Annotated in this window: 12 protein-coding genes; 6 read left to right on the top strand and 6 right to left on the bottom strand. The window is 70.7% G+C overall.

What is annotated here, in order from left to right; all coding sequences use genetic code 11:
- Positions 1-32: 32 nt before the first annotated feature.
- From RDV84_RS17750 to RDV84_RS17740, 3 genes are all read right to left on the bottom strand, one after another.
- Positions 33-3,128 carry an efflux RND transporter permease subunit gene (locus RDV84_RS17750; RefSeq protein WP_309151092.1) on the bottom strand — a complete coding sequence of 1,032 codons (3,096 nt, stop codon included), beginning with the start codon at positions 3,126-3,128 and terminating at the stop codon, positions 33-35.
- Between the two features lies 1 nt (position 3,129).
- Complete coding sequence (locus RDV84_RS17745) at positions 3,130-6,627, bottom strand: efflux RND transporter permease subunit (RefSeq protein ID WP_425606371.1); 3,498 nt, start codon at positions 6,625-6,627, stop codon at positions 3,130-3,132.
- 127 nt (positions 6,628-6,754) lie between these two features.
- On the bottom strand, positions 6,755-7,903 hold the full coding sequence (locus RDV84_RS17740; protein WP_250449897.1) for an efflux RND transporter periplasmic adaptor subunit: 1,149 nt from the start codon (positions 7,901-7,903) through the stop codon (positions 6,755-6,757).
- A gap of 373 nt (positions 7,904-8,276) precedes the next feature.
- Here RDV84_RS17740 and RDV84_RS17735 point away from each other — a divergent pair, with 373 nt between their 5' ends.
- Together RDV84_RS17735 and RDV84_RS17730 are read left to right on the top strand one after the other, a co-directional pair.
- Positions 8,277-8,669: a c-type cytochrome gene (locus RDV84_RS17735; RefSeq protein ID WP_309153748.1), complete on the top strand. Its 393-nt coding sequence runs from the start codon at positions 8,277-8,279 to the stop codon at positions 8,667-8,669.
- Positions 8,670-8,680: 11 nt separating this feature from the next.
- The gene (locus RDV84_RS17730) at positions 8,681-9,133 is read left to right on the top strand and encodes a c-type cytochrome (RefSeq protein WP_078995797.1); all 453 of its coding nucleotides are present in this window, start codon (positions 8,681-8,683) and stop codon (positions 9,131-9,133) included.
- Between the two features lie 628 nt (positions 9,134-9,761).
- On the opposite strand, the gene RDV84_RS17725 is transcribed toward RDV84_RS17730, so the two are convergent.
- Together RDV84_RS17725 and RDV84_RS17720 are read right to left on the bottom strand one after the other, a co-directional pair.
- Positions 9,762-11,498 carry a hypothetical protein gene (locus RDV84_RS17725; RefSeq protein WP_309151091.1) on the bottom strand — a complete coding sequence of 579 codons (1,737 nt, stop codon included), beginning with the start codon at positions 11,496-11,498 and terminating at the stop codon, positions 9,762-9,764.
- Between the two features lie 19 nt (positions 11,499-11,517).
- Positions 11,518-12,114 (bottom strand): NfuA family Fe-S biogenesis protein, encoded by a 597-nt coding sequence (locus RDV84_RS17720; protein WP_309151090.1) that lies wholly within the window; start codon positions 12,112-12,114, stop codon positions 11,518-11,520.
- A gap of 139 nt (positions 12,115-12,253) precedes the next feature.
- Here RDV84_RS17720 and RDV84_RS17715 point away from each other — a divergent pair, with 139 nt between their 5' ends.
- From RDV84_RS17715 to RDV84_RS17705, 3 genes are read left to right on the top strand one after another with little or no spacing between them, the layout of a single operon-like run.
- The gene (locus RDV84_RS17715) at positions 12,254-12,595 is read left to right on the top strand and encodes a 4a-hydroxytetrahydrobiopterin dehydratase (protein WP_207525032.1); all 342 of its coding nucleotides are present in this window, start codon (positions 12,254-12,256) and stop codon (positions 12,593-12,595) included.
- On the top strand, positions 12,588-13,016 hold the full coding sequence (locus RDV84_RS17710; RefSeq protein ID WP_309151089.1) for an energy transducer TonB: 429 nt from the start codon (positions 12,588-12,590) through the stop codon (positions 13,014-13,016). The genes RDV84_RS17715 and RDV84_RS17710 overlap by 8 nt, the downstream gene beginning before the upstream one ends.
- A 24-nt stretch (positions 13,017-13,040) precedes the next feature.
- Positions 13,041-13,586, top strand: a complete 546-nt coding sequence (locus RDV84_RS17705) for a hypothetical protein (protein ID WP_309151088.1) — start codon at positions 13,041-13,043, stop codon at positions 13,584-13,586.
- Positions 13,587-13,593: 7 nt separating this feature from the next.
- On the opposite strand, the gene RDV84_RS17700 is transcribed toward RDV84_RS17705, so the two are convergent.
- Complete coding sequence (locus RDV84_RS17700; RefSeq protein WP_309151087.1) at positions 13,594-14,553, bottom strand: RluA family pseudouridine synthase; 960 nt, start codon at positions 14,551-14,553, stop codon at positions 13,594-13,596.
- A gap of 504 nt (positions 14,554-15,057) precedes the next feature.
- Between RDV84_RS17700 and rne the strand changes: the two genes are divergently transcribed.
- Positions 15,058-18,639 carry a ribonuclease E gene (gene rne / locus RDV84_RS17695; RefSeq protein WP_309151086.1) on the top strand — a complete coding sequence of 1,194 codons (3,582 nt, stop codon included), beginning with the start codon at positions 15,058-15,060 and terminating at the stop codon, positions 18,637-18,639.
- The last annotated feature ends 115 nt before the right edge of the window (positions 18,640-18,754 follow it).

The following is an 18,754-nucleotide window of genomic DNA, read 5'->3' as shown; positions in this document are numbered from 1 at the left end:
GCTCCTACAGGGGCAAACGCAACTTCCGCGGGTCAGGCCTGCGCCATCGCCGCCCCCGTCGCCGCGCCGCCGCGCGCGCGCCGCACCAGGCCCGCGGTGCCCGAACGCAGGTCGTCGAGCAGCGCGTAGATGGTCGGCAGGAACAGCAGGCTGACCACGGTCGAGAACGCCAGCCCGCCGGCCACCGCGCGCGCCATCGGCGAATAGGCCAGGCCGCCGAGCACCACGGTGTCGCTCAGCGAGATCGGGATCATCGCCAGGATCGCCGTGCCCATGGTCATCATGATCGGGCGCAGGCGTTCGCGGCTGCCCTCGATCAGCGCCTCGCTGCGGCTGAGCCCGCGCCGGCGCAGGTTGTTGATGTGCTCGACCATGACGATGCCGTTGTTCACCACCACGCCCATCAGCACCAGGATGCCGATGAAGGCCATCACCGTGAACGAGCTGCCGGTCAGCCAGAACAGCCAGAACACGCCGAAGATCGAGAACACCACGCAGCTCATGATCGCCGCCGGGAACAGCAGCGATTCGAACACCGCCGCCATCACCACGTAGATCATCACCAGCGCCAGCACCAGATTGATCATCATCTGCTTGCCGGCGTCGTCGTCGCGCTCGAACGAACTGCCGTCGAAGCTGTAGTGGTAGCCGGCCGGGAACGCCACGGCCTTGAGCGTTTCCTCCATCGCCTTGCGCGCGTCGGGCGTGGTCGCCTTGCCGTTGAGCGCGGCGACTATGGTCAGCGTGGTCTGGCGGTTGTTGCGGTTGATCTGGCTCGCGGTCGGGCGCACGCTGACGTCGACCATCGCCAGCAGCGGCACGCTGCGGCCGTCGGGCGAACGCACGGTGAACTCGGACAGGTTCTCGATGCCGTAGCTCTCCGCGCCGGCGAAGCGCGCCCACACCGGCACCTCGGTCTCGCCGCGCTGGAAGTCGCGCAACTGGGCGCCGCGCAGGGCCAGGCCGACGAAGCGCGAGACTTCCTCGACGCTGAAACCGAACGAGGCCGCGCGCTCGCGGTCCACGCGCACGTTGAGCTCGGTGTTGCGGTCGCCGATGTCCACCCGCACGTCGCGCAGTTCCGCGCGGCGCGAGAGGATCGGCACGATGTCGGCGGCCAGATCGCTCAAGGTCTCGGTCGAGTCGCCGACCAGCTGCACCTGCACGTTCTTGCCGTCCTGCCCGCCCCCGCCGCCATTGCCGCCGGCCGACACCGTGACCTCGGCCTTGGCCGACTTGGGCAGGTCCTTGGACAGCCGGTCCAGCAGCGCCTTGGTGTTGTCGACCTTGTCCTCGAAGAACTGCAGCCGGGTGCCGCCGCCTCCGCCGCCCTCCTCGCTGAAGAACGAGTAGATCTGCTTGATGTGGTACTGCTTGCGGCGCGGTTCCAGGTACTGCTCGATCTTGAGGATCTCGTCGGACATCTGCTGGCGGGTGTAGCTGCCCTTCCAGTGGTAGCCGATGAAGGCCTCCTTGCCGCCCTCGTTGCCGAACATGTCGTACTTGGTCTTCACCATCGGCACCACGCTGACGGCGACGATGAGGACGATGCCGGCGACGCTGAGGCCGCGGTGCTCCAGGGTCCAGCGCAGGAAGCGCGCGTAGCTGCGCTGCAGGCGCGGGATCAGGCCGCGGTCGCTGGCCACCGCCGGCGGGGTCTTGAGCCGCGCCGAGATCATCGGGATCAGGCTCACCGCCACCAGCCACGAGGCCAGCAGCGAGACCGAGATGGTGATGGCGATCTGCGACATGAAGATGCTGATGTCGTTGGTCTCGCCGAGCAGGTTGGGCAGGAACACGATGCAGTGGCACAAGGTGCCGGCCGACAGCGCGATGGCGACGTGGCGGGTGCCGATGATCGAGGCCAGCTCGGGCTGGTCGGGCATCTTCTCGCGTTCCTGGTAGATGCTCTCCACCACCACCACCGCGTTGTCGACCAGCATGCCCACCGCCAGCAGCAGGCCCATCAGCGACAGCACGTTGAGGGTCACGCCGAAGAAGTGCATGAAGCCCAGGGTCATCACGAAGCAGATCGGGATCGCCAGGGTCACCATCAGCGTCGACGGCCAGTGGCGCAGGAAGAAGAACAGCACCGCGACCGACAGCAGCAAACCGATGCCGCCGGCCTCGGCCAGCTCCAGCAGCGAATCGGTGACGTCCTTGCCCTGGTTGGAGACGACCTTGATCTCGATGTTGCGCAGCGCCGGCTGCGCGCGGATCGCCTCGACCTCGGCCAGGGCCAGGCGCGAGACCTCGACCAGGTTGGCGCTGCGCTCCTTGAAGATGTCCAGGCCGATCGCCGGGCGCCCGTCCAGGCGCCGGCCGGTGTCCAGCCGCGCCGGCTTGAGCCGCACGTCGGCGATGTCGCGCAGCTTCAGGCCCTTGTTGTTGATCGAGACGTTGCGGAACTGCTCCAGGTCGACCACCTGGCCGATCGGCTGCACCCGCAGGCGGCGGCCGCCGTCCTCGATCTCGCCGGCGGAAATGGAGAAATTCAGCGCCTGCAGGCTCTTGGTCAGGGTGTTGAGATCGACGCCGTGGGCGACCAGGCGGTCGGGCAGGATCGCGATCTCGACCTCGTTCGGCGCGGCGCCGCCGATCTCGACCTTGGCCACGCCGGGAATGCGTTCGAGCCGGCGCTTGAACTCGCGGTCGATCAGGTCGTACTCGCGGCTCAGGTCCATGTCGCCGGCCAGGCGCACCTGCAGCACCGCCTCGTCGGAGGACGACCACTTGAACACGAAGTAGCGCTGAAAACCGTCCGGCAGGTCGTCCATGATCGCGTCGATGCGCTCGCGCGCGTCGGAGGCGGCGATCGAGATGTCGCGGTCCCAGTCCTTGAACTGCAGGAAGATCGACGCGCTGTCCGAACGCGCGTTGCCGTTCATGCTCTTGATCCCGGTCATCGTCGCCAGCGCCTCTTCGGCCGGGCGCAGGATCGTGCGTTCCACCTCTTCCGGGGTGGAGCCGTCGTACGGCAACTGGATGAACAGGAACGGCGCGGAAATGTCCGGCAGCGACTCCAACGGCAGCCGCACGGCCGCGATCAGGCCGATCACGAACATCGACACGAACAACATGATGGTCGTGATCGGCCGCTTGATGCTGATCTCGGCGACGCCGCTCATGTCAGTGCGCCTCGGTCAGCGGATCGTTGTCGTGGCCGATCTTGTCGGCCACCGCTTCGTCGCGGCGCCGGGCCTTGCGCACCCGTTCGCGGTAGTAGGCGTCGCCGCGGCGGTCGAGCAGGTCGTACACCACCGGGATCACCACCAGGGTCAGCAGGGTCGACACCAGCAGGCCGCCGATCACCGTGATCGCCATCGGCGAGCGCACTTCCGCGCCTTCGCCGGTGGCGATGGCCAGCGGCAGGAAGCCGAACAGGGTGCACAGCGTGGTCATGATGATCGGACGCAGGCGCGAGCGCGCGCCTTCGATCAGCGCCTCGCGCTTGGCCATGCCGTGCTCGCGCAACTGGTTGACCTTGTCGATCAGGATGATCGCGTTCTTCACCACCAGGCCGACGAGCAGGATCAGGCCGATGAACACCACCACCGACACGGTCGAGTTGGTCAGCAGCAGCGCCAGCACCGCGCCGACCAGGGCCAGCGGGATGGTGAACAGGATCACGAACGGGTGCAGCAGCGACTCGAACTGCGAGGCCATCACCAGGTACACCAGGAAGATCGCCAGCCCGAACGCGAACAGCAGCGAGTTGATCGATTGCTGCAGTTCCTCGCCCTGGCCGCCGATGTGCATGCGCACCTCCGGGCTCAGCGGCTGCTCGCGCACCATCTTCTCGACCTCGGCGATGGCGCCGCCCAGGTCGATGTCGCGCAGGTTCGAGGACACGATCGCCACCCGCACCTGGTCGGCGCGGTGGATCTCGCTGGGGCCGGTGGTGGCGATCACCTGCGCCACCGATTCCAGCGTCACCGGGCGGTTGCTGCCGGGATTGACGATCAGCCGGCGGATGCCCTCGATCGAGGCGCGGTCGGCGGCGCGCGCGCGCACCAGCACGTCGATCTTGCGGTCGCGGAAGCTGTAGCGGGTGGCGACGTCGCCGCGCACCTTCTTGACCACGATGTCGGCGATGTCGCGGGTGGCCAGGCCGAGCGCGCCGGCGCGGTCCTGGTCGAAGCGGATCTGGATCTCGGGGAAGCCCTGCTCCACCGTCGATTTGACGTCGGCGAAGTGGGCGTTGCCGCGCAGCAGCTTGGCCATGTGCTGGCCGGCGCGCTGGATGGTTTCCAGGTCCTGGCCGCGCAGCTCGATTTCCAGCGGCGTGGAGAAGCTGAAAAGCTGCGGGCGGGCGAAGTCGACCTGCGCGCCGGGATGCGCGCGCATGGTCTGGCGCAGGCGCTCGGTTTCCTCGGCCTCGACCTGCTTGCTGCCGCCGTCGGCCATCACCACGGTGATCTTGCCGATGTTCTCGCCGCTCTCGGTCGGGTTCGCGTCCAGCCGCGTGCCGCTGCCGCTGACGCCGAACCAGGCGCGGATGCCGGGGTCCTTCTCGTGCTTGGACTGGATCTCGCGCACCACCTTGTCGGTCTCGCGCAGCGGCGTGCCCGGCGGCAGCTTGACGGTCATGTCGAAGCGGTCCTGGGCCAGCTGCGGGATCAGGTCGGCGCCCAGCAAAGGCACCGCCGCGAGCGTGGCGACGAACGCCGCGCCGGCCAGGGTCAGCACCAGCCCGCGATGGGCCAGCGCCGCCGGCAGCAGCTTCAGATAACCGCGTTCGGCGCGGCCGTACGGCGCCATCGCGACGTCGCTGGCCTTGCCCATGACCGGGCCGAGCACCGCGCCGAGCAGGCGCCAGACCCGCACGATCGCCCAGGCGATGCCGAAGAACACGCTGCGCACGCCGATGGCGATGCCGCGCGGAATCCACGCCAGCGCGCGCAGCAGCCGGTTGTTCGGCTCCCAGCGCGGATGCGGCGCTTCTTCCTGGAAGCCCAGCGCCGGCCGCCCGCGCAACGCGCTGAGCATCGGGATCAGGGTCATCGACACGATCAGCGAGATGCCGATCGCCAGCGCCACCGTCAGCGCCTGGTCGCGGAACAACTGGCCGGCGATGCCTTCGACGAACACCAGCGGCAGGAACACCGCGATCGTGGTCAGGGTCGAGGCCACCACCGCCATGCTGACTTCGCGGGTGCCGGCGACGGCCGCCTCGAGCACGCCCAGGCCGCGTTCGCGCGCCTTGGCGATGGATTCCAGCACCACGATCGAGTCGTCCACCACCAGGCCGGTGGCCAGCGCCAGGCCGCCCAGCGACATCACGTTGAGGCTCAGGCCGAGCCGGTCCATGAAGAAGAACGTGGCCACGATCGACACCGGCAGCGACAGGCCGATCACGAACGTGCTCCAGCCGTCGCGCAGGAACAGGAAGATGATCAGGATCGCCAGCAGGCCGCCGATCACCGCGTCCTTCTTGACGTCGGCGATGGCGTGGCGGATGAACTGCGACTGGTCGTCGATGGTGGTCAGCTCGACGTCCGGCGGGATCTGCGTCTTGATCTGCTCCAGCCGCGCCTGCACCGCATCGGCCGTGGCCACGGTGTTGGCGTCGCCTTCCTTGTAGATCGCCAGCTCCACCGCTTCCTTGCCGCCCAGGCGGATGATCGCCTCGCGTTCCTTGTAGCCCTGGCGGACGTCGGCGATGTCCTTGAGCCGCACCGGCTTGCCGCCGGCGGGCGTGCTCTGGCTGCCGTCGTTGGCGCTCTGCACCGAGGCCGCCGCGGCCATCGCGTCGGCCGAACCCGAGGCCGCGGCCACCCGCGCCATCTCGGCGGCGGCGTCGGCGGCGGCGCTGCTGCCCTGGTTCTGGGTGGTGACCAGCATCTCGCGGATTTCCGGCACGGTCGCGAACTCGTTGACCGTGCGCACCAGATAGCGCTGCTGCCCTTCTTCCAGGCGGCCGCCGGAAATGTTGACGTTCTCGGCCTTGAGCCGCTGGATCACCGTGTCGATCGGCAGGTTGAGCTGGGAGATCTTCTGCTGGTCGATGTCGACCTGGATCTCGTCCTCGAGGCCGCCGCCGACCTTGACCGCGGCCACGCCCTCGACCGGCTCGAGCTTCTTCTTCAGGTCGTCGTCGGCGTAGCGGCGCAGCGCGGTGAGCTGGCGGATCGCCTCGGTCTCGCCGGCCGTGTCGCCCCCCTTGTTGGACAGGGCGATGCGCAGGATCGGCTCGGTCGAGGGATTGAAGCGCAGCAGCACCGGCTTCTTGGCCTCCAGCGGCAGCTGCACGATCTCCATCTTGTCGCGCACCTCCAGGCTGGCCTGGTCCATGTCGGTGCCCCAGGCGAACTCCAGCACCACGTCGCTCTGGCCGGTGCGCGAGACCGACTTGAGCTTGCGCAGGCCCTTGACCACGCCGACCGCCTCTTCCAGCGGCTCGGTGATCAGGGTCTCGATCTCGGTCGGCGCGGCGCCGGTGTATTCGGTGCGCACGGTCAGCGTGGGATAGCTGAGATCGGGCAGCAGGTTGACCTTCAGGCTGTTGAGCGCGATCACGCCGAACAGCAGGAAGGTGATGGTGACCATCGCCACGGTGACCCGGCGGCGGGTGGAAAACTCCACCAGGTTGAAGGACGTCGCGTCCGGAAGCTGAGCCACAGCCAGTCCTCAGTTTCGGTATTGGAGTTCGGTACGGACCGGCGCACGGCGCGGCCGGGGCGGCGCCGTGGCGGCAGGCGCCGCATGTCGCCTCCGCGCCGCGCCGGTCGCCCGGCGGCGGCGCGGCGGCCGCTTACTGCTTGATCGGCGCCTTCGCGGCCGGCGCGGCCGCGCTGGCGACCGGCTTGGCGTTGATCGGCAGCACTTCGCTGCCTTCGCGCAGCGCGGTCTTGCCGGCCACCACGACCTGGTCGCCGAGCTTCACGCCCTGGCGCACTTCGGCCCACGAGCCGTCGAGGTAGCCCAGCTTGACCGAGGTGCGCGCGACCTTGTTGCCGCGGACCACGAACACCGCCGGATCGCCCTCGTCGTCCAGCAGCGCCGCGCGCGGCACCACCAGCGCGTCGGCGCGGCTGTCGTAGTCGATGCGCAGGCGCCCGAACATGCCCGGCTGCAGCACGCCGCCGCCGACGAACGAGCAGATCACCCGGAAGGTGCCGCTGCCGGAATCCACCACCGGCGCGATCCGGTCGACCTTGCCCTCGAAGCTCTTGCCTGGCATCGCGTCGACCGTCATCTGCACCGGCTGGCCGGCCTTCAGCGTGGCCAGCTCGCGCTCGGGCACGTTGAGGGTGGCTTCCAGCATCGAGGTGTCGACGATGCGGATGATCGGCGAGTTGATCTGGACGAAGTTGCCGGCCTTGATCGAACGCGAGGCGACCACGCCGGAAATCGGCGCCTCGACCTTGGCGTAGGACAGTTCCAGGTTGGCCAGGCGATTGGCGGCGCGCGCGTTTTCCATGTCGTAGCGCAGCTGGTCGTTGTCGTTGGCGCTGAGCAGGCGCTGCTCGGCCAACTGGCGCGAGCGGGCGTAGTTGGCCTCGAGCTTGCGCAGGGTCGCGCCGGTCTGCGCCGCCTGCTGCTCGGCGCGGGCCGAATCCAGCCGCACCAGCACCTGCCCGGCCTTGACCTGCTGGCCTTCCACGACCATCACGTCGAGCGCCACGCCGGAGGTCTTGGCCACCACCTGCGACTCGGCGCGCGCCTCCAGCGGCGCGGTGCCGGTGTAGCTGGCGGCGATCGCGCGCCGGGTCGCCGCGGCGATCTCCACCGGTACGGCGTCCGATACCTTGTCCTTGCCTTCCTTGGCCTGCGCGTCGGCGGCGCCCGCGCCGCCCTTGCAGGCCGACAGGCCCAGCGCGCAGGCCAGCGCCAATGCAGCCACCGCTGCCGTGACGCGCACCGCCGGACCGCCCTCGCGGTTGTTGGTGAGTTGACGCATTCGAGACGACCCCAAAAGTGCTATTAAATTCGTCGGTTACCGGTCGTATGCCGGTGTTGTATATAGGTATATCACCGGCCCGGAGGAGCAACATCCGCCGAAGGTCATGATGACTGGAGCCATGGCATCGATCTGAGGCAGGGTAAGCGCGCAAGCCTTGTGGCGGTTGCGCTTGCGCCGCTTTCGCGATCCAGGTCCGGTCCTCGCCGGGGCGCCGCCGCGGTTCCGCGACCGGCGTCAGTATGGATGCATCCGGGGACGGCTTCGTTGCAATCGCCGCGCCGGCTATACTCGCGGACTTGTGCGCGGTCACGGCCGCGCAGAGCCAGCCACCACCTTTCGCTAGCCACTCGAGATTGCGGACTACGACATGATGCGACCGCTGACGATCGCCGCCTGCTTCGCCCTGACCCTGGCCGCCGCGAGCGCGGCTGCGCAAGACCCCGCCCCGGCCGCGACGGCGCCCGCCGCCGCCCCGGCCGCCGCAGCGCCCGCCGCGGCCGCGCCCAGCATCAAGGGCAATCCGCAGACCGGCCGCCAACTCACCTACACCTGCCAGGGCTGCCACGGCGTCACTGGCTACAAGAACGCCTACCCGAACTACCACGTTCCCAAGATCGTCGGCCAATCGCCGGAGTATCTGGCCAACGCGCTGAGCGAGTACAAGAAGGGCACGCGCAAGCACCCGACGATGCAGGCCCAGGCCCAGAGCTTCTCGGACCAGGACATCGCCGACATCGCCGCCTTCCTTTCCAGCGCCAAGTGAGCCGACGCCCCATGACGAATCCCAGCCTACTGCGCGGCCTCGCCATCGCCTCGCTCGCCTTCGCCCTGGCCGCCTGCTCCAACCCCGGCGACGCCCCGGCCGGCCATTCCTCGGCCGACCGCAACGAAGGCCACACCTCCTCGTCCTCGGGCCTGCCGGCCGGCACCGCGGCAGCCGGCGAGAAGCTCGCCAACACCAAGGGCCAGGCCACCGGCCAGTCCTGCGTGGACTGCCACGGCGCCAAGGGCAACGCCCCGATCGACGGGCTCACCCCGAAGCTGGCCGGCCAGTACCACGACTACATCGCCCACTCGCTGCAGATGTACCGCGACGGCGACCGCGAGCACTCGCTGATGTCGTCGCAGGCCAAGGCCCTGAACGACCAGCAGATCGCCGACCTCGCCGCCTACTTCGGCTCGATCCAGGAAGGCACCACGCTGCGCGACCTGCACGGCATCCACTGAGTCCCGCTGCCAGGCGCGAACCTCCGGACGGCCCGCGCATGCGGGCCGTTCGCGTTATGGGAAGGCGTCGGGGCCGGCGCCTTCGGCTCCCGGGCGATGCGGCTACAGAGCGAACCGATCGAACGGCGTCGGGGCTGAAGCCCCTCCCACAGCAACAGCAGACGAAGCCCGCGAGCGCTTTTGTGGGAGGGCCTTCAGGCCCGACGCTTTCGGTTCCGAGGCGACGAAGCTACCAAGGCGAACTGATCGAACAGCGTCGGGGCTGAAGCCCCTCCCACAACAACAGCAGACGAAGGTCGCGAGCGCTTTTGTGGGAGGGCCTTCAGGCCCGACGCTTTCGGTTCCGGCGCGACGAAGCTACAAGGCGAACTGATCGAACAGCGTCGGGGCTGAAGCCCCTCCCACAACGACAGCAGGCGACGGCCACAAGCACTTCTCGTGGGAGGGCCTTCAGGCCCGACGCTTTCGGCTCCGAGGCGACGAAGCTACAAGGCGAACGGATCGAACAGCTTCGGGGCTGAAGCCCCTCCCACTGCGGCCGCTGCATCGACGCGCTTGCTGCAGCCGCGCCCGCTGCGACACTTCGAAGCCAGGCCCCGCCCGCCAAACCACCCGCCCTGCCTGCGCCCTAGCCGCCCGGCGGCGGGCGCACGCTGCCGTTGTCTTCCTGCAGGTGCGGCTTGAACGGCACGTCCGGCGGCGGTCTCGCCTCGGCCGGTTGCTCGTTGAGGTTGGGGTCGCTGATGCCGCAGCCGCCGCCGAGCATCAGCAGCGCCACCGAGCACTGGATGCGCTTGCTGGTGCCCGGGATCGGGATCATCACGTTCTTGACGCTGCGCCGCACCCACTCGGCCAACAGGGTTTCGTTCGGCCGCCAGTACTTGTCCAGCGTGGTCGGCTCGTAATCGGTCGGCTTGCGCTTGAGCCAGGTGCCGGCGCGGTCGAGGTTCTTGATTTCCTCGGTGACCGTGCCCGGCGGGAAGCCCGGCGATGCCGAACCCGGCGCGTCGGCGATGCGCGGGCTGCCGTCGGCGTTGTACAGGCCCGGCCCGCCGCCGGGGCGGTTGCGCGCGGAATCGCCCCAGTCGTCGCCGCGCTTGGGCGTCGGCCAACTGCCTGGAGCCGCGGCCGGCTTGGGACCGGCGCCGGCGCTCGCCGTCGGCGGCGTCTGCGCGGCGGCGCTGGGGCCGGCCGCCGCCGGCGTGCGGGCCGCGGCCGGGCTCGAATTCGAAGGCGCCGGCGTCGCCGCCGTGGCGCTCGGCGCGGCCGGCGCGAAGGTCTGCGCGGGCGTGGCGGCCGGTTGCGCCGACGCCGCCGGGCTCGCGCTCGGCGCCGGCGGGGTCGGAATCTCGGCGACGCGCACCTGCGGCGTCGCGCTGCGCAGCTGCGGCGCCTCGACCGGCCGCTGCGGTAGCTCGCGCACGCTCGGCAGGGCCGGCGCCTGCACCGGCGCGGGCACCTCGCGCAGCGTCAGCTCGCGCTGGCGCACGTTCACGTCCGGCGCGGCGATCTGCCGTTGCGGCAGTTGCAGCGACGGCGGCTGCACCGGCGCGGGCACCTCGGCGCTGCGCAGCGGCTGCTCGGCCGCCTGGATCTGCGGCGCGCGCAGGCTCTCGTCGACGCGCTTGCGCGTCGGCGGCAGCACGAACACCTGCGGCGCGTCCGGCAGTTCCTTGCTGACCATCACCGGTTGTTCGACCGTCGGCGGCGGCACCTGCGGCTCGGGCACGTCGCGCACGGCGACGTCGGGCAACTGCGCCTGCAACTGCGGCGTCGGCGGCGCCGCCATCGCGACCTGGGCCGGCGGCGCCGGCTCGGCCTGCGCCGGCGCGGGTTCGGCCGGCGGCGCTGGCGGCGCGGGCGCCTGGCTGGACGGCTGCGGCTGTTCGCTGGGCTGCTGCGGGCCGCCGCCGGGTTCCTGCGGCGTGCCCTTACCGACGTACTCGATCATCGTCACCGTCTCGCCGCGCGGCGGCGGCTGGGTGGCGAAGTACTGCAGGTACATCAGCCACACCAGCAATCCGCCGAACAACAGGTGCCAGAACAGCGACACCACGCCCGCGCCCCAGCGCAGGCGGCGATCCTCGGGTTCCGGCGGCAGCCATTGCTGGCGCCACAAGGTGGCGAACGCCTGCCAGCGGTTCAGCGCCGGCGCGCGCCGCGGTGGCGCGGCCAGCGGACGCTCGACGAACACCGCGGTCCAGGCGTCGGAAGTCGCGCCGGTCACCGCGCCCGGACGCGCGCTCTGCGCGTCCAGCCAATGCTGCCAGCCGGCGGGAAACTGCCCGGGCTCGGGCGAATCGCGCCGCAGGCTCAGCCGCAACCGGCGCTGCAGGGCTTCGATGATCGATGCGGCGGTGGGCACAGGCGGCGCCGCGGCGGGGTCAGGCCGCGCTGTCGCGCGGGATGTACGGCGCCTGGCCGGTGTCGTGGTCGGTGGCGTCGCGCACGGCGGTCACGCCCGGCACCTTGCTCATCAAGGTGGTCTCGATGCCCTGCTTGAGGGTGACATCGGCCATGCCGCAGCCGTGGCAGCCGCCGCCGAAGCGCAGCAGCACCACGCCGTCGGCGGTGACTTCCTGCACCGACACGTGGCCGCGGTGCTGGGCCAGCTGCGGGTTGATCTCGTTCTCGACCAGCCAGTGCACGCGTTCGACCAGCGAGGCCGAATCGGCCGGCGCCTCGCCCTTGATCTTGGGCGCGCGGATCTGCAGCTGGCCGCCGGTGGCGCGGATTTCGTAATCGATCTCGGCGCCGTCGAGGTACTTCACGCTGTCGGCGCGCAGCCACAGGGTGAAGCCTTCGCAGTCGATCGCCCACTCGTCGCCGTCCAGGTCCGCCGGCTCGGCGAACTCCAGCCGCACGTCGGCGCGCGCCGTGCCGGGATGGACCGCCGACAGCCGCACGCCCAGGCCCGGCAAGGCCTCGCGTTCGATCAGCTTGCGGAAGTGCGCCTGGGCGGATTCGGAAATATTGATCATCGGGCTATTCTAACGGGGACGGCGCGGCGGGATGTCGCGCAGCACGCCTACGACCGCCGCGGATACGGTTCCGTTCACATGGGGCCGGCGCGGCCAGACGCAACGCCGCGGCGCCCGCGCCCGGCCGCCAGGAGTCCCCATGAACGACCTCATTCCCCTCGTCCAGGCCCATTGCGTGCCGCTGCGCGGCAGCGAGCACCGTCTCAGCGAAGCGCGCGTGCGCGAACTGCTGCCGCAGGTGCCCGGCTGGGAACTGGCCGAGGACGGCCACGCCCTCACCAAGACGTTCCGCTTCGACGACTACTATCGGACGATGGCGTTCGTGAACGCACTGGCGTTCATGGCCCATCGCGAGGATCATCACCCCGACCTCGGCGTGCACTACGACCGCTGCGTGGTGCGCTATTCCACCCACGACGTCGGCGGGCTGAGCGAAAACGACTTCATCTGCGCGGCCAAGGCCGAAGCCCTGATTGGTTGATCCCCTCATGAACCTCAAGCGCCGCCTGCTCGCCCCGTCCCTCGCTTTCGCCTTCGCCGCGACGGCGGCCGGCTGCGGCCAACGCGCCGCCGAGGAACCGATCGTTCCGTCCACCCCGCTGCGCGCGGTCGACACGCCGCCGCCGGACTATCCGCTGGAAATCGGCTGCGACCAGGTCGGCGGCAAGGTGGTGCTGCAGCTCACCGTCGGCCCCGAAGGCAAGCCGACCCGCGCCCGCGTGCTGACCGGCAGCGGCGTGCCCGAGCTCGATGCGGCCGCGACCAAGGGCGTGCAGCGCTGGCGCTTCGAGGCCGCGACCCGCAACGGCAAGCCGGTGGCGACCGACATCCAGGTGCCGGTGACCTTCCACGCGCCGGCCGAGCGGCCGGCGCATTGCGGGCAGGCCGGCGCCGCGGGCTGATCCGAGCCGCAGCGAAGGGTCGCCATGCAATTGCAGGAACTCGCCGCGCTGGCCGAATGGGACGACGGCGACGGCCTGGGCCGATTCGAGCGGTTCGTGCCGATGCTCGGCGAACGCGTCGGGTTCGTGCTGTTCCCGGCCCGAGGCGCCGCCATGGAAGCGACCGAAACCATGGCGCACACGGTGCGCGACATGCTGGCGCTGGGCCCGGCCGACCTCGCCGCGATCCAGGCGCTGCTGTGGGAAGAGTGCGATTTCTCGTTCCGGGTCGCCGACTACGGCGTCGACGCGCGGCCCGGCGAGAGTTCGCTCGACGCGCACCTGCGCGAATTCGCCGTGACCGGCCCGGCCGACGCGCTGGCCAGGGCGCGCCTGGGCGAGATCCATATCGACGACGGCCACAGCGCGCGCTTCGCCCGGCTGCAGTACCACACCGTCGCCGAAAACCTGATCAGCGTGATCGTCAAGGACGGCCGCATCGTCGACTATGACGACGACGGCACCCACCTGCCCTGGTTCGAACGCGACGAGCGCTACGCGCACCGGCGCCGGCGCAAGGTCCTGGGCTGAGCCGCGCTCAGCCGCCGAGCCGGTCCAGCACCTCGATCAACTCCGGCGCCAGCGGCGCGTTGAGCGAATAGCGCTCGCGCCCGCCGTCGAGGGCGAAGTCCAGGGTCGAGGCGTGCAGGAACAGCCGGCGCAGGCCGAACTGGTCGCGCAGCTTCTTGTTGACCTCGGCCTCGCCGTACTTGTCGTCGCCGGCCACCGGGTGGCCGATGTGCTGGGAATGCACGCGGATCTGGTGGGTGCGGCCGGTCTCGATCCGCACCTCGCAATACGACTGCCCGCCGCGCCGCTCCAGCACCTTGAAGTGGCTCAGCGACGCCTTGCCGTCGCGATGCACCTGGACGTGGCGTTCGCCGCCCTGGCGCAGGCCGATGTGCAGCGGCGCGTCGACGGTCATGACGCCGTCGGGCATGCGCCCGCTCAGCAGCGCCAGGTAGCGTTTGGCGATACCGCCCTCCTCGCGCATCAAGGCCTGCATCTCGGTCAGGGCCGAGCGCTTCTTGGCCACGATCAGCAGGCCCGAGGTGTCGCGGTCGAGCCGGTGCACCAGTTCCAGGGTCTGGTTCGGGCGCAGCGCGCGCAGGGTCTCGATCGCGCCGAAACTGATCCCGCTGCCGCCGTGGCTGGCCACCCCGGAGGGTTTGCTCAGGGCCAGCAGGCGCGCGTCCTCGAACACGATGGCGCGCTCCATCGCCTCCAGGAAGCCCTTCGGCGGCGCCGGCTTGTCGCCTGCCTCAGTGAGACGAACCGGCGGAATGCGCACCTCGTCGCCGGCTTCGAGCTTGCGCTCGGCCTTGGCCCGGCCCCCGTTCACGCGCACCTGGCCGGAGCGGACCAGCTTGTAGATCAAGGACCTGGGCGCACCTTTGAGTTGGCCGAGCAGGAAGTTGTCCAGGCGCTGGCCTTCGCGATCGTCGGGCACGCGCACGGTACGGGCGCCGGCATTGCCGGAGTTTGCTGATTGGGTCATCCCGAAGCGTTATCTGTTACACTCGCGACGCGAGATAAGGTTTTGATTTCGCTGGGAGTTGTACCCGACCCTCCGCCTTCGCGGCGTGCGGTCCGGTACGGGGCCGAAAGCCCCTCCCGCGATTCCGGTCCGCGTCTAACCACTGCCCACGGGGCAGCCATGTTAGCAGCGACGGACCGGCGGAGCCCGCCCTCGCCGATGGGTAACGCCATCGCGATGAACACCAGTGCGGCGCCAGAGTCCGTCCTCGAACACGAACGAGCAGACCACTCGAAGCAGCCGCCGCCCGTCCCGTGCGGCGTTCGCGCCGCCGGCCCGAAAGTTGAGTCAAAGGTATGAGAGCGCTCCCGCGGCGTGCCGTGGTGATGTAGCGCTGGTAGTGGAGGCCTCGCCGGCGCGGCGGGCGGCCCGGAAGCGGGCGCCGAACGCGACGGCGCGGACTCAGTTCCCAGATAGCGAAACGCCATGGCGTTCCGCGCGGTAGAGCGCGCGAGGAACGCAACAATGAAGCGCATGCTGATCAACGCGACGCAGGCCGAAGAACTGCGCGTGGCCATCGTCGACGGCCAGAATCTGTACGACATCGACATCGAACAGCCGTCGAAGGAACAGAAGAAGTCCAACATCTACAAGGGCCGCATCACCCGGCTCGAGCCTTCGCTGGAAGCGGCGTTCGTCGAATACGGCGGCGACCGCCACGGCTTCCTGCCGCTGAAGGAAATCTCCCGCGACTACTTCCAGCCGGGCGTCGACCACAACAAGGCCGGCCTGCGCGAACTGCTGCGCGAAGGCCAGGAAATCGTCGTCCAGGTCGACAAGGAAGAGCGCGGCAACAAGGGCGCCGCCCTGACCAGCTTCATCTCCCTGGCCGGCCGCTACATGGTGCTGATGCCGAACTCGCCCAGCGCCGGCGGCGTCTCGCGCCGGATCGAGGGCGACGACCGCGCCGCGCTCAAGGAGGCGATGGACAAGCTGACCATCCCGGCCGACATGGGCGTGATCATCCGCACCGCCGGCGTCGGCCGCGACGCCGAAGAGCTGCAGTGGGACCTGGACTACCTGGTCAGCGTCTGGACCGCGATCACCGACGAGGCGCTGGCGCCGAAGAAGCCGGCCCCGTTCCTGATCTACCAGGAATCGCGCCTGATCATCCGCGCCCTGCGCGACTACATGCGCCCGGACATCGGCGAGATCCTGATCGACACCGACGAGATGTACGCCGAGGCGCGCCAGTTCGTCGAGCAGGTGATGCCGCACAACCTGCGCAAGCTCAAGAAGTACGCCGACGACACCCCGCTGTTCAACCGCTTCCAGATCGAATCGCAGATCGAGAACGCCTACGAGCGCACCGTCCGCCTGCCGTCCGGCGGCGCCCTGGTGATCGACCAGACCGAGGCGCTGACCGCGATCGACGTCAACTCGGCGCGCGCCACCAAGGGCGGCGACATCGAGGAGACCGCGTTCAACACCAACCTGGAAGCGGCCGAGGAAGTCGCGCGCCAGATGCGCCTGCGCGACCTCGGCGGCCTGGTGGTGATCGACTTCATCGACATGTCGTCCAACCGCCACCAGCGCGAGGTCGAGAACCGCCTGTCGCACGCGCTCAAGCAGGACCGCGCGCGCGTGCAGATCGGCCGGATCTCGCGCTTCGGCCTGCTCGAACTGAGCCGCCAGCGCCTGCGCCCGTCGCTGGGCGAGTCCAGCCAGCTGGTGTGCCCGCGCTGCGAGGGCCACGGCCGCATGCGCAGCGTCGAGTCGCTGTCGCTGTCGATCCTGCGCGTGGCCGAAGAGCACGCGATGAAGGAGAACACCGGCCAGGTGCTGGTGCAGGCGCCGACCGAGATCGCCAACTACCTGCTCAACGAAAAGCGCCGCGCGCTGATGGAGATCGAGGCGCGCCACGACGCGCCGATCGTCATCGTCGCCGACGAGCATCTGGAAACCCCGCACTACGAAGTCACCCGGGTGCGCGAGAACGAGCTCGGCGAAGAGACCGCCAAGCCCAGCTACCAGCGCCACACCCAGCGCAAGCTGCCGGTGCACGCGCTGACCAAGGCCCACCTCAACGTGCCCGAGGCGCCGGCCGTCACCAACGTGCGCCCGGCCCAGCCGGCGCCGCTGCGCGAGCCGCGCGAAGTGCCGGCCGCCGCGCCGGCGCCCGCCCCGGCTCCGGCGCCCGCGCCCGTGGCCGCGCCGACCCACTCGGTCGGCCTGGTCGAACGCATCCTGCGCATCTTCCGCGGTACCCCGCAGCCGGCCCCGGCCGCGCCGGAACCGGCCGCGCGCACCCAGGACGGCCGCGGCAACGGCGGCCGCAACGAAGCGCGCGGCGAGCGCGGCAACGGCCAGCGCCGCAACGACCGCAACAACGGCAAGGGCGGCCGCGACGGCCGCCGCGACGAGTCGCGCCAGCAGGACCCGCAGCAGTCGCGCCGCGAGAAGCAGGACAAGCAGGCGCAGAACCCGCAGGGCCAGCAGCAGGCCGGCGGCCAGAGCCAGCAGCAAGGCCAGCAGAAGCAGAAGCAGGGCCAGCCGCAGAACCCGCAGTCGCCCAAGCAGGCGCAGCCGCAGCAGCCCAAGCAGGGCCAGGGTCCCGGCAAGCCGCAGGCCGCGGATGCGGCCGCCCAGGGCGGCAACGGCCAGACCGGCAACGGCCAGGCCAGCAACGTTCCGTCGCCGCGACCGCCGCGCGAGCCGAAACCGCCGCGTCCGGACGCCGACGCCGCCGCCGCGACCGTCGCTGCAGCCGCCGCGGTCGCCGCGCCGGCCGTCGCCGCTGCGAGCGCGGGCGCCGCGCCCCACGCCGAAGCGCCGCTCGACCATCCGCTGAAGAACGAAGTCGCCGACACCGTGCAGACCGATGACGTCGCCGCCGGCAACGTCGCTGCGACCGTGGGCGAAGCTGCGGCCGATGCCGCCGCGGGCGATGCCGCCGGCGAAGGCGGCGGGCGCCGCCGTCGCGGCCGTCGTGGCGGGCGCCGCCGCCGTCGCGGCAATGGCGAAGGCGCCGGCGCCGAGGGCGCCGTGGACGGCGCGCTCGACGGCGACGCCGGTTTCGACGACGAGGACGAGGCCGGCGCCGAGCCGGGCAGCGCTCCCGTCGCCGCGCACCGTTCGCAGCCGGAGTTCGACTTCGACGATGTCGTCGCGCCGCAACCGGCGCGGGCTGTCGTCGCCGAAACCGCGCCGGCCGCCGTCGCGGCCGCCGTGGTGGCGACCCAGGTCGCCGTCGGCCGGAACGAGTCCGCCGCGCCGGTCCGCAACGAAGCCGCTGCGTTCGACAACGCCGCACCGGCCCGCCGCGAAAGCGCGTTTGGCGCTGCCGCGGTCGGCGACGAGACGTCGGCGCACGCGGACCGTTCGCCCGTCGGGATCGACGCGCCTGCCCAGGAAACCCCTGCGCCGGCCGAAGTCGCGAACGACGTGGCCGACGCCGTGGCGCCGGTGAAGACCGCCGCGCCGGTCGCCGAGGCGCCCCAGCCGGCCGTCGAAGCCGTCGCGGCGCCCGCCGTCGAAGCCTCCACGGCCGACGAGGCCACCCCGGCCCAGGCGGCCGCCGAGCGCCTGGAGCCGATCCAGCCGCAGGCCGAAACTCAGGTCGAAACGCAGGCCGAAGCCAAGCCCGAAACCGCCGCACCGGTCGCCGCGACCGTGGTCGAAACCGAGGCGGTCGTCGCCGAAGTCGTGACCGCGCCGGCGCCGGTCGTCGAAACGGTCGTGGCCGAGGCCGACACCGTGCAGCCGGGCGAAGCCGAACTGGCCCAGGCCGAAGCCGCTGCCCGCGCCGCGATCGCCTCGCCGGCCGGCGAAGCCGCTCAGGCCGTGCCGGGCTTCAGCTACGCCGAGCCGCCGCAGGCCGCGCAACCGGTCGAACCCGCCGCGGCGCCGTCCGCGTTGGCCGAGACCGACGCCGCCGGCGAACCGGCTTCGCCGCTGCTGCCGCGCACCGGTGGTTTGTTCGACGGCCTGCCGCACCCGGTCGCACCGGCGCCGGTCGCCGGCGCCGCCGAGGCGGCGGTCGAGGGCGAAGCCAAGCCGGAAGACGGCGACCAGGGCGACGGCGACTCGCACGAGCGTCGCGCCTGAGTCCCCGGGCGGCGCGAGCCGCCCCCTCCGGCAACGAAAAACCGGCCGCTCGCGCGGCCGGTTTTTTTATTGCGCGCCCGATCCGCGAACCGCCTGGGCGTGGGAGGGAGGGCCT

Source organism: Lysobacter yananisis (assembly GCF_031199375.1).
In the GTDB taxonomy this organism is placed as follows: domain Bacteria; phylum Pseudomonadota; class Gammaproteobacteria; order Xanthomonadales; family Xanthomonadaceae; genus Lysobacter; species Lysobacter yananisis.
This window is presented reverse-complemented; position numbering and strand designations above follow the sequence as displayed.

Excerpts from the sequence above, each read along its gene's own strand:
- RDV84_RS17750 (WP_309151092.1), bottom strand. The coding sequence starts at position 3,128 with ATGAGCGGCGTCGCCGAGATCAGCATCAAGCGGCCGATCACGACCATC.
- RDV84_RS17740 (WP_250449897.1), bottom strand. The coding sequence starts at position 7,903 with ATGCGTCAACTCACCAACAACCGCGAGGGCGGTCCGGCGGTGCGCGTC.
- RDV84_RS17735 (WP_309153748.1), top strand. The coding sequence starts at position 8,277 with ATGCGACCGCTGACGATCGCCGCCTGCTTCGCCCTGACCCTGGCCGCC.
- RDV84_RS17730 (WP_078995797.1), top strand. The coding sequence starts at position 8,681 with ATGACGAATCCCAGCCTACTGCGCGGCCTCGCCATCGCCTCGCTCGCC.
- RDV84_RS17720 (WP_309151090.1), bottom strand. The coding sequence starts at position 12,114 with ATGATCAATATTTCCGAATCCGCCCAGGCGCACTTCCGCAAGCTGATC.
- RDV84_RS17715 (WP_207525032.1), top strand. The coding sequence starts at position 12,254 with ATGAACGACCTCATTCCCCTCGTCCAGGCCCATTGCGTGCCGCTGCGC.
- RDV84_RS17705 (WP_309151088.1), top strand. The coding sequence starts at position 13,041 with ATGCAATTGCAGGAACTCGCCGCGCTGGCCGAATGGGACGACGGCGAC.
- RDV84_RS17700 (WP_309151087.1), bottom strand. The coding sequence starts at position 14,553 with ATGACCCAATCAGCAAACTCCGGCAATGCCGGCGCCCGTACCGTGCGC.
- rne (WP_309151086.1), top strand. The coding sequence starts at position 15,058 with ATGAAGCGCATGCTGATCAACGCGACGCAGGCCGAAGAACTGCGCGTG.